Genomic DNA, 14,064 nt, shown 5'->3' on the forward strand with positions numbered 1-14,064 from the left:
GGCATGACTCAGACATTGCACACCACGCTGCTGATTATCGGCGGCGGCCCCGGCGGTTATGTGGCGGCGATTCGCGCCGGCCAGCTGGGTATCCCGACCATCCTGGTGGAAGGCCAGGCACTGGGCGGCACCTGCCTGAACATCGGCTGCATTCCCTCCAAGGCCCTGATTCATGTGGCCGAGCAATTCCAGCAAACCGTGCACCATAGCCAGGGCTCGCAACTGGGCATTGAAGTGGATGTGCCGACCCTGGATATCCGCAAAAGCGTGGAGTGGAAAGACGGCATCGTCGACCGCCTGACCACCGGCGTCGCCGCGCTGCTGAAGAAACACAAGGTGCAGGTGATCCACGGTTGGGCCAAGGTCGTCGACGGCAAGACTGTCGATGTGGGCGACCAGCGCATCCAGTGCGAACACCTGCTGCTGGCTACCGGCTCGAAAAGCGTCAACCTGCCGATGCTGCCGATTGGCGGGCCGATCATCTCCTCCACCGAAGCCCTGGCGCCGACCCGCGTGCCCAAGCGCTTGATCGTGGTGGGGGGTGGTTATATCGGCCTGGAGCTGGGCATTGCCTACCGCAAGCTTGGCGCCGAGGTCAGTGTGGTCGAGGCCCAGGAACATATCCTGCCCGCCTATGACGCCGAGTTGACCCTGCCGGTGGCGGAGTCCCTGAAGAAGCTTGGGGTGAAGCTGTACCTCGGGCACAGCGTCAGCGGTTTTGCCGACGACAAACTGCAAGTACGCGCGCCCAACGGCGACACCCTGGCACTGGACACCGACCAGGTGCTGGTGGCCGTGGGGCGCAAACCCAATACCCAGGGCTGGAACCTCGAAGCCTTGAACCTGGACATGAACGGCGCGGCGATCAAGATCGACAGCCGCTGCCAGACCAGCATGCGCAATGTGTATGCCATCGGCGACCTCAGCGGCGAACCAATGCTGGCCCACCGGGCCATGGCCCAGGGTGAAATGGTTGCCGAACTGATCAGCGGTAAAGCCCGCGAATTCAACCCGGCAGCCATTCCGGCGGTGTGCTTTACCGACCCGGAGCTGGTGGTCGTCGGCAAGACCCCGGACGAGGCCAAGGCCGCTGGCCTGGACTGCATCGTGTCGAGCTTCCCGTTCGCCGCCAATGGCCGGGCCATGACCCTGGAGTCCAAAGCCGGCTTTGTGCGGGTAGTGGCGCGGCGTGACAATCACCTGATTGTCGGCTGGCAGGCCGTGGGGGCTGGCGTGTCCGAGCTGTCCACCGCCTTTGGCCTGAGCCTGGAAATGGGTGCACGCCTGGAGGATGTGGCCGGCACCATCCACGCCCACCCGACCCTGGGTGAAGCGGTGCAGGAAGCTGCGCTGCGGGCCTTGGGTCACGCGTTGCATCTATAAGAGTGAAGTTCCCACACGAAGCAAGAATGAAGTATTGTTGCGGCCATCCAGAAAAAACCGACTTGACCAGAGATAGAGGGTGTCATGGGTAACGAAAGCATCAATTGGGACAAGCTGGGCTTTGACTACATCAAGACCGACAAGCGGTTTCTCCAGGTCTGGAAAAACGGCGAATGGCAAGCAGGCACCCTGACCGACGACAACGTGCTGCACATCAGCGAGGGCTCCACCGCCCTGCACTATGGCCAGCAATGCTTCGAAGGCCTCAAGGCCTATCGTTGCAAGGACGGTTCGATCAACCTGTTCCGCCCCGACCAGAACGCCGCGCGCATGCAGCGCAGCTGCGGCCGCCTGCTGATGCCGCAAGTGCCGACCGAAGCGTTCATTGACGCTTGCAAACAAGTGGTCAAGGCCAACGAGCGCTTCATCCCGCCGTATGGCAGCGGCGGCGCGCTGTACCTGCGCCCGTTCGTGATCGGCACCGGTGACAACATTGGCGTGCGCACCGCGCCGGAGTTCATCTTCTCGGTGTTCTGCATCCCGGTCGGTGCCTACTTCAAGGGCGGCCTGGTGCCACACAACTTCCAGATCTCCGGCTACGACCGCGCCGCGCCGCAAGGCACCGGTGCTGCCAAGGTGGGTGGCAACTACGCCGCCAGCCTGATGCCGGGCTCCGAAGCGAAGAAATCCGGTTTCGCCGATGCGATCTACCTGGACCCGATGACCCACTCGAAAATCGAAGAAGTCGGCTCGGCCAACTTCTTCGGCATCACCCACGACAACCAGTTCATCACGCCGAAGTCGCCCTCGGTACTGCCAGGCATCACCCGCCTGTCGCTGATCGAACTGGCCAAGACCCGCCTGGGCCTGGAAGTGGTTGAAGGCGAAGTGTTGATCGACAAGCTGGATCAGTTCAAGGAAGCCGGTGCCTGCGGTACCGCTGCGGTAATTTCGCCGATCGGCGGCATCCAGTACAACGGCAAGCTGCACGTATTCCACAGCGAGACCGAAGTTGGCCCGATCACCCAGAAGCTCTACAAAGAGCTGACCGGTGTGCAGACCGGTGACGTGGAAGCGCCAGAAGGTTGGATCGTCAAGGTCTAAACACTGCATCAGCAACACTAAAAAACCTGTGGGAGGGGGCTTGTCCCCTCCCACATTTGATCTCCAGTATTTTCAAGACTGAGGAATATTCTCGGCAATCTTCTTGCCCATACTGATCCTCGGCTCCACGCCATACCCCAGCGCCTCATAAAACCCCACCACCGCGTCATTGCCGCCGGTAATCTGCAGGTTGATCTTCATGCAGCCCAAGGCCGTCAGCGCCTGTTCCGCATGCCGCACCAACGAAGCTCCCAAGCCTTGGCGCTGATAATCCGTACGTACCGCCACCGAGTACAACCAACCACGATGGCCGTCATAACCGGCGAGAATCGTGCCGATCACGGCTTTCTTGTCGGTGGCGACGAAGAACAACCCATCATTGACCGCCAGCTTCTTCTCGATCGCCAGGCTCGGCAGGTTATGTGCCGTGTCATAACCAAAGGCCTCCTGCCATAACCCGATCACCTGGGCGCGGTGCTGACGGTCGCGATAGGGGCCGATGGGATGTCGAGACGATAACGCCTTCTCCATCACCAGGGTGCGCTCGTTGCCGTGATAAACGTCACGCACGCTGTGAAAACCCAGCTTGGCGTAGAACGGCTGCGCCGTCAGTGAAGACGGCACGCTCAATACCGTTACACCCGCCTCCCGGGCACGCAGTTCGATCTCGATCATCAACAGCCGGCCAATGCCCTGCCCTTGCAACGTCGGGTTGACAAACACCGAGCGCACCACGTTGCCATCAAGCGCCGCCGTAGCGACGATCAGTTGATCCTGAGTCGCCACCAACACCGTCCGCCGCTGGAGCAACGCCAGCACAGCGTCGGGGGTGAAGTTGCTGGCAACCCGCGCAATGACATCTGCTGGGTAATCACGCGCGTTGCTGCTGTGCAGCGCAGCCAGGATGACTTGGCTGATGCCCTCGGCATCTGAAGGCTGGGCAAGGCGAACAGCGGTAGACATGGTTCCTCCTGGCTGACAGCGCTATAACAGCCACAACAATACCAATGTGGGAGCGGGCTTGCTCGCGAATGCGGAGTGTCAGTCACTAGATTCAGTGCAGACAGACCGCATTCGCGAGCAAGCCCGCTCCCACATTTGTCCACATTTCAATCTGGCAGCCGATTCGGCTGCGCCACTCCCGTTTTCAGCTTTCTTGGCTGAGCCACCCCGCTGTTTCAGCCGGGATCCTTTCCCCACAACGCACACAATAGCGGCACAAGATCCCCATGGACCCGTGCCCCCATGCAAACCACCAACACCGTCCTGATGATTCGCCCGGCGCGCTTTGCCTTCAACCCGGACACCGCGATCAACAACCGCTTCCAACGCCCGCCACTGGACCCGCTCAGTGCACAGCACAAAGCGCTGGAGGAGTTCGACGGTTATGTCGACACCCTGCGCAATCACGGCGTGGAAGTACTGGTGGTGCAAGACACCCCGGCGCCCCACACCCCGGACTCGATCTTCCCCAACAACTGGTGGAGCAGCCACGCCGACGGTAGCCTGGTGCTCTATCCCATGGAAGGCCAGAACCGCCGATTGGAGCGCAACAAGGGCGTGCTGCAAGTCCTGGAGCAACGCTTTGCGATCAAAGACACCATCGACCTGAGTCACCTTGAGCAACAGAACATCTTCCTCGAAGGCACCGGCAGCATGGTGCTCGACCGCCAGCACCGCATCAGCTACGCCTGCCACTCCGGGCGCACCCACCACGCGGCGCTGCGCCAGTTCGCCGAACGCCTGGACTACCAGCTCTGCGTGTTCCATGCCCTCGACCGCCACCTCGCGCCGATCTACCACAGCAACGTAATGATGAGCGTCGGCCGCGACCTCGCCGTGGTGTGCCTGCAAGCCCTGCCCGACGAAAGCGAGCGCCTGGCCCTGGAACGCTCCCTGCGCGACACCGGTAAAGACATCCTCAGCCTCACCTTCGATCAGTTGGAAGCCTTTGCCGGCAACATGCTTGAAGTCCACGACCGTGACGGCCAGCCGCTGCTGGTCATGTCCGCCAGCGCCTGGGGCGCCCTGCAACCAGCCCAACGCCAGCACGTGGAGCGCCACACGCGGCCGGTGGTGGTGAATATCGACAACATCGAACGCATCGGCGGCGGCAGTGCCCGCTGCATGCTGGCCGAAGTCCACCTGCCGGTCCGTCCCTCATTTCAATAAGGAGTATTGCCATGACCCGTTATATCGACGTCAACGACCTCAGCTACCTGGTCTCGCAGAAAGGCCTGCAAACCTGTATCACCGAGATGGCCGACTACATCCGTGCCGACTACCTGCGCTGGCAGGACTTCGAGAAATGCGCGCGCCTGGCCAACCATTCACCCGATGGCGTGATTGAGTTGATGCCGGTGTCCGATGCCTCGCTGTACGCCTTCAAATATGTCAACGGCCACCCAAAAAACACGCTGGCCGGCATGCTCACCGTAATGGCCTTCGGCGCCTTGGGCGATGTGGATACCGGCAAGCCGGTGCTGCTGGCGGAAATGACCCTGACCACCGCGATCCGCACCGCCGCCACTTCGGCCCTGGTTGCCCGTTACCTGGCCCGCGCCAACAGCCGCAGCATGGCGTTGATCGGCAACGGCTGCCAGAGCGAATTCCAGGCCCTGGCCTTCCACGCCATGCTCGGTATCACTGAAATCCGCCTGTTCGATATCGACCCCAAGGCCACCGCCAAGCTCGCCGCCAACCTCAAGGCGTTCCCGGCGATCAAGGTAGTCCTGGCTGGCAGCGTGGCCGAGGCGGTCAAAGGCGCGGATATCGTCACCACCGTCACCGCCGACAAAGCCTACGCCACCATCCTGACTGACGAGATGATCGAGCCGGGCATGCACCTCAACGCCGTAGGTGGCGACTGCCCAGGCAAGACCGAACTGGACCGCCGCATCGTCGAGCGCGCCCGTGTAATCGTCGAGTACGAACCGCAAAGCCGTATTGAAGGCGAAATCCAGCACATGCCCGAAGACTCACCAGTGACCGAGCTGTGGCAAGTGATCAACGGCCAGAAACCCGGCCGCGAGAATGAGCGCCAGATCACCCTGTTCGACTCGGTGGGCTTTGCCATCGAAGACTACTCGGCCCTGCGCTATGTGCTCGACGTGGCCAAAGCGCTGGATGTGGGCAGCGAGTTGGAACTGGTGCCCGACCTGGCCGACCCGAAAGACCTGTTTGCACGCCTGGCCCAGCAACCGATGGCACAGCAGAAAAAGCGCGCCTGAGAACGCTCTGGCCTGCCGCTTTGCGCCCAGGGCGGGCCAGTTCTGCAGAGGTAAAAAGCCGATTCAGCGGGTGCTACAGCCGATTCCGCTGCATTGCAGGTTTTAACAGCGCAATTTGCGCTTTGTGCAGGGGTTAAACGACACAAAAAACGCACCACCATGAAGCATTCTGAGCCCGACCAAAGAGTCAGCAAATGAATGCAAGCTGCGCCCTTTTACTGCCCTGACATCAATTACAAAATATAGGGACCTACACATGACTGCACTGCGATCACTCTTCGCTGCGTTGCTGTTGCCACTGTGCGCCAGCGTCGCTCATGCCCAGGATTGGAAAGAAATCCGCTTTGGCGTGTTCCCCGAGTACCCACCCTTTGAATCCGTAGCCGCCGACGGCAGCCTGCAAGGCTTCGACATCGAGTTGGGCAACGCCATCTGCGCCAAGCTGGAAGTCAAATGCACGTGGGTGCACAACGAATTCGACGGCATGATCCCGGCCCTGCGGGCGCGCAAGTTCGACGCGATCATGTCCTCCATGGCCGTGACCCCGGCCCGGGAAAAAGTCATCGACTTCACCGACCGGCTGTTCCTCAGCCCGACTTCGGTGATCACCCGCAAGGGCGCAGACTTCGGCGACACGCCCGAATCGCTCAAAGGCAAGCAGGTCGGCGTACTGCAAGGCTCGCTGCAGGAAGCCTATGCGCGGGCGCACCTGGCCAAGCTCGGCGCGCAGATCAAGGCGTATCAGTCCCAGGAGCAGAACTACGCCGACCTGCAAAACGGTCGCCTCGACGCCACCCTGACCGACAAGCTCGAAGCCCAGCTCAACTTCCTGTCCAAGCCCGAAGGCGCCGACTTCAAGACCGGCCCGGCCTTCAAGGACCCGACCCTGCCGCTGGACATCGCCATGGGCCTGCGCAAGAACGACCAGGCGCTGCGTGAGCTGATCAACAAAGGCATCGCTGCCGTCCAGGCCGATGGCACTTACGCGCAGATCCAGAAGAAGTACTTCGGCGATCAAGACATCTACAACGAATAAGCCAACACAATCCCTTGTGGGAGGGGGCTTGCTCCCGATAGCGGTGGGTCAGTCAATACATGTGTCGACTGGCACGCCCTCATCGGGAGCAAGCCCCCTCCCACAGGGGTATGTCTGCGCCCTTTAGAGGTCCCCCCATGAACGAACTCCTCAACCTGCAAGGCTACGGCCCGATGCTGGCCCAGGGTGCCTGGATGACGCTAAAGCTGGCGTTGCTCGCGCTGGCCCTGAGCCTCACCCTGGGCCTGGTCGCCGCCGGCGCCAAACTCTCCAGCGCCAAATGGCTACGCGTGCCGGCCACGCTGTACACCACGCTGATCCGCAGCGTGCCGGACCTGGTGCTGATCCTGCTGATCTTCTACAGCCTGCAACTGTGGCTCAACGACCTGACCGACGTGTTCGGCTGGGACTACGTTGAAATCGACCCGTTTACCGCCGGAGTGGTCACCCTGGGGTTTATCTACGGCGCGTATTTCACCGAGAACTTCCGTGGCGCGATCCTCAGTGTGCCGGTCGGCCAACTGGAAGCCGCCACCGCCTACGGCCTGAGCCGCTGGCAGCGCTTTCACCTGGTGCTGTTCCCGCAACTGATGCGCTTTGCCCTGCCGGGCCTGGGCAATAACTGGCTGGTGCTGCTCAAGTCCACGGCGCTGGTGTCGATCATCGGCCTGTCCGACCTGGTCAAGGCCGCGCAGAACGCCGGCAAGTCCACCAGTGAGCCCCTGTACTTCCTGATCCTCGCGGGCCTGGTTTACCTGGTGATCACCACCCTCTCCAACCGCATCTTCAAGCGCCTCGAACGGCGCTACAACCTGGGCATCAAGGGGATGGCGCGATGATCGAACTGTTCCAGCAATATGGCCTCGCCTATCTGTTCAGCGACGGCACGGGGTTATCCGGCGTAGCCATGACCTTGTGGCTGTTCATCATCTCGGTGGTGCTCGGCTTTTGCCTGTCGATCCCCCTGGCGCTGGCGCGCGTTTCGCAGCACTTCTGGCTGCGCTGGCCGGTGGAGGTCTACACCTACCTGTTCCGTGGCACGCCGCTGTATATCCAACTGCTGATTTGCTACACCGGCCTGTACAGCCTGGAGGTGGTGCAGGACAACGCCTTGCTTAACCAGTTTTTCCGCAATGCGCTGAACTGCACCCTGTTGGCGTTTGTGCTCAACACCTGCGCCTACACCGTGGAAATCTTCGCCGGGGCGATCCGTAATATTCCCCATGGCGAAATCGAAGCGGCTCGCGCCTATGGCCTGCACGGCTGGCGCCTGAACCTCTACGTGGTGGTGCCCGCCGCGTTGCGCCGCGCCCTGCCGGCCTACAGCAATGAAATGATCCTGATGCTGCACGCCACGTCGCTGGCGTTTACCGCCACCGTCGCCGACATCCTCAAGGTCGCCCGCGATGCGAATGCCGAAACGTTCCTGACCTTCCAGGCCTTTGGCATCGCCGCCCTGCTCTACATGCTGCTGTCCTTTGCACTGGTGGGCCTGTTTCGGCTGGCCGAACGTCGCTGGATGCGCTTTCTTGTTCCTACCCGAGGCTAACCCATGAATCAGTCCGCGCAGGCCCTGGCCGCTTATCCGGTGGATGTACCCGAGGTCAAAACTGCAACTGCCGCGATCAAGCTGCAAGTCGAAGGCATCCATAAACGCTACGGCGAACACGAAGTGCTCAAGGGCGTGTCCCTCAACGCACGCCATGGCGATGTGATCAGCCTGATCGGCGCCAGCGGCTCGGGCAAAAGCACGATGCTGCGCTGCATCAACTTTCTCGAACAGCCCGACGCCGGGGTGATCACCCTGGACGGCATCAGCATCGAAATGCAACAAGGCCGCGCCGGCACCCGCGCTCCGCACCAGGCCCAACTGCAAAACCTGCGCACGCGCCTGGCCATGGTGTTTCAGCACTTCAACCTGTGGAGCCACATGACCGTGCTGGAGAACATCACCATGGCCCCGCGCCGGGTGCTGGACGTGAGCGCCGCCGAAGCGGAAAAACGCGCACGCCTGTACCTGGACAAAGTTGGCCTGCCAAGCCGCGTGGCGGACCAATACCCGGCATTCCTGTCCGGTGGCCAGCAGCAGCGCGTGGCGATTGCGCGGGCGTTGGCGATGGAACCGGAGATTATTCTGTTCGATGAACCCACCTCTGCCCTCGACCCGGAACTTGTAGGAGAAGTCCTCAAAGTCATACAGACGTTGGCCGAGGAAGGTCGTACCATGCTGATGGTCACCCACGAAATGGGCTTTGCCCGCCAGGTGTCCAGCCAAGTGCTGTTCTTGCATCAGGGCCGGGTCGAGGAACACGGCGGCGCCGAGATCCTCGACCACCCCAACAGCGAACGCTTGCAGCAATTTCTTTCCAATCGTTTGAAGTGAACTCATGGATACCAAGGCCAACGGACCCCATTCTTCCCCTGCGCTGGATCGCATCGACGAGGCGATCATTGACGTGCTGCGGCACCAGGGGCGTATCACCTACGAAAGGCTCTCGTCGCTGGTTCACCTTACCCCCAGGCCTTGCCTGGAGCGGGTGCGCAAGTTGGAGCGACGCGGGGTGATTCGTGGATACGGGGCGATCATCGATGTGCAGATGGTCTCACCAGGCCTTTCGTTGCTGGTACTGGTGGCCTTGTCCAACCAAAGCGGGCGCTCGGCGCAAAAGGCCTTCGAAGCCTGCGTCAAAGCCTGCCCCCAGGTGTTCGAATGCCAGTTGATCAGCGGGCCGTTCGACTACAGCCTGCGCATGCGCTGCCGGGACATGGAGCATTACCGGGTGCTGACCGAGACCTGGTTGAACAATGATGAGTTGCACATTGATAAGTTGGTGGCGCATCCGGAGTTGGCGGTGGTGAAGAACACCGCGACCGAACTGGCCTGAGCCCCACTCGCCAATCCAATGAAGATCGAATGTGGGAGGGGGCTTGCTCCCGATAGCAGTGTGTCAGTCAGCTCATCTGTCACTGACCCACCGCTATCGGGAGCAAGCCCCCTCCCACATTTTTAACCATGCCCGCTTAAGATTTTCTTACCTTGCCGCGCGCCCACCAGCTTCGCCTGCCCATCCTTCTGCTTGCCCGTGCGCGCCTCGCTGATCAACCCCGGGATCAACTTGCCCTCCGGCAGATTCTTCCAGAACCGGCTGGGCAAGTGCCCCTCCATCACCTTGGGGTTCAACCGCGCCGGGTTGAAGATGTGGCTGTAATAGGTCAACCACATCGCGCTGTGGGGATCTTCGACCGTCTGCGCCAGTTGCTGCCAGGCCTCGGGGCACTGGCGTTGATGAATCAACTGCTCGCCGTCGTAATACACCCCGTCCAACGGCGTGGCGATCATCCAGCGATGGCGGCCCATGCGCCCGACAAAATGCTGGCTGGCGCTTTTGAGAATATCGTGGGCCGGCTCATGCCAGGCCACGTACTCCGGCAGTTGCGGCCCCGCCTCGGCCGGCAGGGCAATAAAGCGCACAAAAGCATGCAGGTGATGGGCTTCGCGGCTGACCTGTTTGATGCGCCGTTGCAACTCGCTGCCGAGCTTGTCCCCCGCCAGCATCGCGGTGCGATCACCATGGCTGACCCGCCACAGCACCTCGTACAACAGGCTCCAGCGCTGATCACCCTGGTAACAGGCGGCCGACGCCAATAGCTCCAGCAATGCCTTGGGAATCCGCGCTTGAAACGGACCCAGCCCAGGCGGGATCGGCTCATCGGTGGCAAACAGGTCCGCCGCCTGCACTTCACCCCAGCTTACCTGGCTGGGATCAACCTGATGGCTGAGCAGCCAGCGTGCCTGTTCGCGCCAGGTGCTGAACAGGTTGTCGCATTCCAGGCTGATCATCCCCACAGCCCCATCTGTTGCGGCTGCGGGCGGTCGCGCAGTTGTTCACGCAGCAGCACGCTGGTGCTGTCGGCCTGTTGCGGGTGGTAGTCACTGGTGATGAAAAACGGCTTGGCCTTGGCCAGCACGCAGCGCATGCGTGCGAGGTCTTCGAAGCGAATCTTGCGTTCGCGGCGCAGGTCCACCAGGCGCTGGGTGGTGCGCAGGCCGATGCCGGGGATCCGCGCAATCAGGGTCGGTTCGGCGCGGTTCAGGTCCAGGGGGAACACTTCGCGATGCTCCAGGGCCCAGGCCAGCTTGGGGTCGATATCCAAGGCCAGGTGACCGGGGCCTGCAAACAGTTCATTGGCACTGAAGCCGTAGCTGCGCAACAGAAAATCGGCCTGGTACAAACGGTGTTCACGCATCAACGGCGGCGCAGCCAGGGGCACGCTTTTCGGGCTGTTGGGAATGGGGCTGAACGCCGAGTAATACACACGGCGCAGCTTGAAGTTGCCATACAACGCCTCGGCACCGTGGAGGATGGTGCTGTCATCGGTGTCGTCGGCGCCGACGATCATTTGCGTGCTCTGCCCGGCCGGGGCGAAACGCGGGGCACGGGGTTCATTAAGCACCGTCTGTTCGCCGGTGTAGATGGTCTGCATGGCCTGCTTGATCGAGCCGATCTGCTTCTCCGGCGCCAGGGTTTGCAGGCTGGCGTCGGTGGGCAGTTCGATATTCACGCTCAGGCGATCGGCATAGCGCCCGGCCTCGGCGATCAAGGCAGGGTCGGCTTCAGGAATGGTCTTGAGGTGGATATAGCCGCGGAAGTCATGCTCTTCGCGCAGCAGTTTGGCCACCCGCACCAGTTGCTCCATGGTGTAGTCGGCCGAACGGATGATGCCCGAGCTGAGGAACAGCCCGCTGACGCAGTTGCGCTTGTAGAAATCCAGGGTCAGGGTTACCACCTCTTCCGGGCTGAAGCGCGCACGCGGCACGTCGCTGGAACGGCGGTTGACGCAGTATTGGCAGTCGTAGAGGCAGAAGTTGGTGAGCAGCACCTTGAGCAGCGACACGCAGCGGCCGTCGGGTGTGTAGCTGTGGCAGATGCCCATGCCATCGGTGGAACCCAACCCCGCCTTGCCCTCGGAGCTGCGCTTGGGCGCGCCACTGCTGGCGCAGGATGCGTCGTACTTGGCGGCGTCAGCGAGGATGCTGAGTTTTTCGATCAACTGCATGGCGGGCTACCGATACTGGTTTTTTGTACAGTACCAATAGCCACACTTTGTCACAAGTGCCGTCTGTAGGAACAGATCAGCTGGCAGTGGCCAACAGCAAGTCCTGCACCGAGCGCGCCTTGTCACGGTGATGATCAAGCGCATACAACGACGCCGCAATCTCATCCGCCCGAATCGGCAGCACCGACAGCAAGGTATCGCTCAAGCCATGGCTGGCCTGGCTGAAGCCCTGGATGTAGATGCCGGCTTTGCAACGCTCATCGGTGACGATGCGGTAGTCGCGGGCCACTTCGAAGTCGCCCATATAGGCTTGCAACGGCGCCAGCAATTCGCGGTGCATCTGGCGCTCGTAGCCGGTAGCCAGGATCACGGCGTCGTAATGGTTGACGCTGGTTTCACCCGTGGCGCTGTTGCGCAAGGCCAGTTCGATGCCCAGCGGGCCGGGGGTAGCCTTTTCCACTACGGTCATGGTGCGAAACGCCTGGCGGGCGATGCCTGAGACCTTCTGGCGGTAGAAAATCCCGTAGATACGCTCGATCAGGTCCAGGTCCACCACCGAATAGTTGGTGTTCTGGTACTCGGCGACCAGACGCTCGCGCTCGGCACCGACTTGCTGGAACACCAGGTCAGTGAAGGCCGGCGAGAACACTTCGTTGACGAATGGGCTGTCATCGGCCGGCTTGAGCGCCGAGCCGCGCAGGATCATGTCGACCTGCACCGACGGGAAGCTGTCATTGAGGTCGATGAACGCTTCGGCCGCGCTCTGGCCGCCGCCGATCACCGCAATGCGCATGACCTTGCCGTCCACACAAGGCTGGCTGGCCATGCGCTCCAGATAGTGGGAATGGTGGAACACCCGGCTGTCACCCTTGAGCGCCTTGAATGCTTCGGGGATGCGCGGCGTACCACCGGCGCTGACCACCACCGAGCGGGTGGTGCGCACATGCTGTTCGCCCTGGGCATCGCGGGAAATCACGCGTAAGGCCTCGACCTGCTGGTGGTGCAGGATCGGCTCGATGGCCAGCACTTCTTCACCGTAGTTGGCCTGGGCCTGAAACTGCCCCGCGACCCAGCGCAGGTAGTCGTTGTACTCCATGCGGCACGGGTAGAAGGTGCCGAGGTTGATGAAGTCCACCAGGCGTTCGTGGGCCTTGAGGTAGTTGACGAAGGAGTACGGGCTGGTGGGGTTGCGCAGAGTCACCAGGTCCTTGAGGAAGGAAATCTGCAGCTCGCTCTGGGTCACCAGGGTATTGCCGTGCCAGCGGTAGTCGGCTTGTTTGTCGAGAAACAGCACGTCCAGCTTGCCCTGGGCCTTTTCGCGCTCCTGCAGGGCGATGGCCAGCGCCAGGTTCGAGGGGCCGAAACCGATCCCGATCAGGTCATGAACCGCGGGCGAAGCAATTGCCTGTGTCATTCCAGTGTCCTCTGGATAAGCCCCTTGGCGGTGGGGCGGAAATACCTTCATGGCCTGAACAACAGGCCGTGTGTTGATAGGAAACGAGGACAGTGAAATAAAATTTAACCAATCGGCGCTCAGTGCGCCTCCCACTCGCGCATGCGTACCCGGCAATGCTTCATCGCGTTGACGATGTGTTTTTCCACCAGGCTGCGGGAAATGCTCAGGCGTTCGGCGATTTGCACGTGGGACAGGCCTTCGAGTTTGCGCAGCAGGAAGCTGTCGCGACACGCCGCCGGCAACTCGTCCAGGGCGCGCTCGAGCATCTCCAGGCGCTGGCCCTGATCGTGGCTGGTGTGGGGCGAACAGGGGGCAAAGCGTTCTTCGCTGTCCAGCACGTCGAGGGGCTCGGCTTGCCGCACGGCATTGCGCCGATGGCCGTCGATCACCAGGTTCAAGGCGGTGCGGTACAGGAAAGCACGGGGCTGTTCGATCGGGGTCTCGCTGGAGCGCTCCAGCACCCGCACATAAGCGTCATGCACCACATCTTCGGCCACCTGACGGTTGCCCAGCTTGGCGTTCAGGAAACACACCAGCTCGCGATAGTAGTTTTCCAACATGACTCCTGGCCCCATGGCCTTGGTGCTAACGATGCCAGCCCGTGTAGGAGCAAGCCCATCGATGATGGCAGTTTGAGTGTGTGCAATTTATAGTAATTCTCATCTACTTTTAAAGAAGTCTTGCACCAACAGTGCGTTTTTTTCGTCGTGCGAGCTGTTACGGCGTGTGTAACAGCCTAAATCCCCGGGCAATTTTCTCGTATAACTTTCAACTCCCCGCTCCTGCGGTCAACACCT

At 61.4% G+C, this 14,064-nt stretch carries 14 protein-coding genes; 9 read left to right on the plus strand and 5 right to left on the minus strand.

Translation table 11 applies throughout. The features are described from left to right. The first annotated feature begins 3 nt into the window (after positions 1-3). Together lpdA and FRT59_RS07580 are read left to right on the plus strand one after the other, a co-directional pair. The gene (lpdA, locus tag FRT59_RS07575; RefSeq protein ID WP_153870831.1) at positions 4-1,383 is read left to right on the plus strand and encodes a dihydrolipoyl dehydrogenase; all 1,380 of its coding nucleotides are present in this window, start codon (positions 4-6) and stop codon (positions 1,381-1,383) included. Positions 1,384-1,467: 84 nt separating this feature from the next. Continuing rightward, positions 1,468-2,487 carry a branched-chain amino acid aminotransferase gene (locus tag FRT59_RS07580; protein WP_034120414.1) on the plus strand — a complete coding sequence of 340 codons (1,020 nt, stop codon included), beginning with the start codon at positions 1,468-1,470 and terminating at the stop codon, positions 2,485-2,487. Between the two features lie 72 nt (positions 2,488-2,559). On the opposite strand, the gene FRT59_RS07585 is transcribed toward FRT59_RS07580, so the two are convergent. Continuing rightward, positions 2,560-3,450, minus strand: a complete 891-nt coding sequence (locus tag FRT59_RS07585; protein ID WP_153870832.1) for a GNAT family acetyltransferase — start codon at positions 3,448-3,450, stop codon at positions 2,560-2,562. Between the two features lie 282 nt (positions 3,451-3,732). Here FRT59_RS07585 and ctlX point away from each other — a divergent pair, with 282 nt between their 5' ends. The 7 genes from ctlX to FRT59_RS07620 all read left to right on the plus strand — a co-directional run bounded on the left by ctlX (position 3,733) and on the right by FRT59_RS07620 (position 9,638). Beyond that, positions 3,733-4,659: a citrulline utilization hydrolase CtlX gene (gene ctlX, locus FRT59_RS07590; RefSeq protein WP_153870833.1), complete on the plus strand. Its 927-nt coding sequence runs from the start codon at positions 3,733-3,735 to the stop codon at positions 4,657-4,659. A gap of 11 nt (positions 4,660-4,670) precedes the next feature. After that, on the plus strand, positions 4,671-5,717 hold the full coding sequence (locus tag FRT59_RS07595; protein ID WP_153870834.1) for an ornithine cyclodeaminase: 1,047 nt from the start codon (positions 4,671-4,673) through the stop codon (positions 5,715-5,717). Positions 5,718-5,973: 256 nt separating this feature from the next. Next, entirely contained in the window at positions 5,974-6,753 is a 780-nt protein-coding gene (locus FRT59_RS07600) for an ABC transporter substrate-binding protein (protein ID WP_034120420.1), read from the plus strand. Between the two features lie 137 nt (positions 6,754-6,890). Then, positions 6,891-7,592 carry an ABC transporter permease gene (locus FRT59_RS07605; RefSeq protein ID WP_034120421.1) on the plus strand — a complete coding sequence of 234 codons (702 nt, stop codon included), beginning with the start codon at positions 6,891-6,893 and terminating at the stop codon, positions 7,590-7,592. Further along, positions 7,589-8,302 (plus strand): ABC transporter permease, encoded by a 714-nt coding sequence (locus FRT59_RS07610; protein WP_046068753.1) that lies wholly within the window; start codon positions 7,589-7,591, stop codon positions 8,300-8,302. The genes FRT59_RS07605 and FRT59_RS07610 overlap by 4 nt, the downstream gene beginning before the upstream one ends. A gap of 3 nt (positions 8,303-8,305) precedes the next feature. Continuing rightward, positions 8,306-9,136, plus strand: a complete 831-nt coding sequence (locus FRT59_RS07615) for an ABC transporter ATP-binding protein (protein WP_203451924.1) — start codon at positions 8,306-8,308, stop codon at positions 9,134-9,136. Between the two features lie 4 nt (positions 9,137-9,140). Next, the gene (locus tag FRT59_RS07620) at positions 9,141-9,638 is read left to right on the plus strand and encodes an Lrp/AsnC family transcriptional regulator (protein ID WP_043048767.1); all 498 of its coding nucleotides are present in this window, start codon (positions 9,141-9,143) and stop codon (positions 9,636-9,638) included. 122 nt (positions 9,639-9,760) lie between these two features. On the opposite strand, the gene FRT59_RS07625 is transcribed toward FRT59_RS07620, so the two are convergent. The 4 genes from FRT59_RS07625 to FRT59_RS07640 all read right to left on the minus strand — a co-directional run bounded on the left by FRT59_RS07625 (position 9,761) and on the right by FRT59_RS07640 (position 13,827). Continuing rightward, a complete protein-coding gene (locus FRT59_RS07625; protein WP_034120424.1) occupies positions 9,761-10,594 on the minus strand; it encodes a TIGR03915 family putative DNA repair protein in 834 nt (277 codons plus the stop codon). Continuing rightward, positions 10,591-11,811 (minus strand): putative DNA modification/repair radical SAM protein, encoded by a 1,221-nt coding sequence (locus tag FRT59_RS07630; RefSeq protein ID WP_034120425.1) that lies wholly within the window; start codon positions 11,809-11,811, stop codon positions 10,591-10,593. The genes FRT59_RS07625 and FRT59_RS07630 overlap by 4 nt, the downstream gene beginning before the upstream one ends. Positions 11,812-11,887: 76 nt before the next feature. Next, complete coding sequence (locus FRT59_RS07635; protein ID WP_153870835.1) at positions 11,888-13,225, minus strand: lysine N(6)-hydroxylase/L-ornithine N(5)-oxygenase family protein; 1,338 nt, start codon at positions 13,223-13,225, stop codon at positions 11,888-11,890. 119 nt (positions 13,226-13,344) lie between these two features. After that, positions 13,345-13,827, minus strand: a complete 483-nt coding sequence (locus tag FRT59_RS07640) for a sigma-70 family RNA polymerase sigma factor (RefSeq protein ID WP_034120427.1) — start codon at positions 13,825-13,827, stop codon at positions 13,345-13,347. Between the last annotated feature and the right edge of the window lie 237 nt (positions 13,828-14,064).

The sequence above is a fragment of the Pseudomonas haemolytica genome, from assembly GCF_009659625.1.
GTDB lineage: Bacteria > Pseudomonadota > Gammaproteobacteria > Pseudomonadales > Pseudomonadaceae > Aquipseudomonas > Aquipseudomonas haemolytica.

Excerpts from the sequence above, each read along its gene's own strand:
- lpdA (WP_153870831.1), top strand. The coding sequence starts at position 4 with ATGACTCAGACATTGCACACCACGCTGCTGATTATCGGCGGCGGCCCC.
- FRT59_RS07580 (WP_034120414.1), top strand. The coding sequence starts at position 1,468 with ATGGGTAACGAAAGCATCAATTGGGACAAGCTGGGCTTTGACTACATC.
- FRT59_RS07585 (WP_153870832.1), bottom strand. The coding sequence starts at position 3,450 with ATGTCTACCGCTGTTCGCCTTGCCCAGCCTTCAGATGCCGAGGGCATC.
- ctlX (WP_153870833.1), top strand. The coding sequence starts at position 3,733 with ATGCAAACCACCAACACCGTCCTGATGATTCGCCCGGCGCGCTTTGCC.
- FRT59_RS07595 (WP_153870834.1), top strand. The coding sequence starts at position 4,671 with ATGACCCGTTATATCGACGTCAACGACCTCAGCTACCTGGTCTCGCAG.
- FRT59_RS07600 (WP_034120420.1), top strand. The coding sequence starts at position 5,974 with ATGACTGCACTGCGATCACTCTTCGCTGCGTTGCTGTTGCCACTGTGC.
- FRT59_RS07605 (WP_034120421.1), top strand. The coding sequence starts at position 6,891 with ATGAACGAACTCCTCAACCTGCAAGGCTACGGCCCGATGCTGGCCCAG.
- FRT59_RS07610 (WP_046068753.1), top strand. The coding sequence starts at position 7,589 with ATGATCGAACTGTTCCAGCAATATGGCCTCGCCTATCTGTTCAGCGAC.
- FRT59_RS07615 (WP_203451924.1), top strand. The coding sequence starts at position 8,306 with ATGAATCAGTCCGCGCAGGCCCTGGCCGCTTATCCGGTGGATGTACCC.
- FRT59_RS07620 (WP_043048767.1), top strand. The coding sequence starts at position 9,141 with ATGGATACCAAGGCCAACGGACCCCATTCTTCCCCTGCGCTGGATCGC.
- FRT59_RS07625 (WP_034120424.1), bottom strand. The coding sequence starts at position 10,594 with ATGATCAGCCTGGAATGCGACAACCTGTTCAGCACCTGGCGCGAACAG.
- FRT59_RS07630 (WP_034120425.1), bottom strand. The coding sequence starts at position 11,811 with ATGCAGTTGATCGAAAAACTCAGCATCCTCGCTGACGCCGCCAAGTAC.
- FRT59_RS07635 (WP_153870835.1), bottom strand. The coding sequence starts at position 13,225 with ATGACACAGGCAATTGCTTCGCCCGCGGTTCATGACCTGATCGGGATC.
- FRT59_RS07640 (WP_034120427.1), bottom strand. The coding sequence starts at position 13,827 with ATGTTGGAAAACTACTATCGCGAGCTGGTGTGTTTCCTGAACGCCAAG.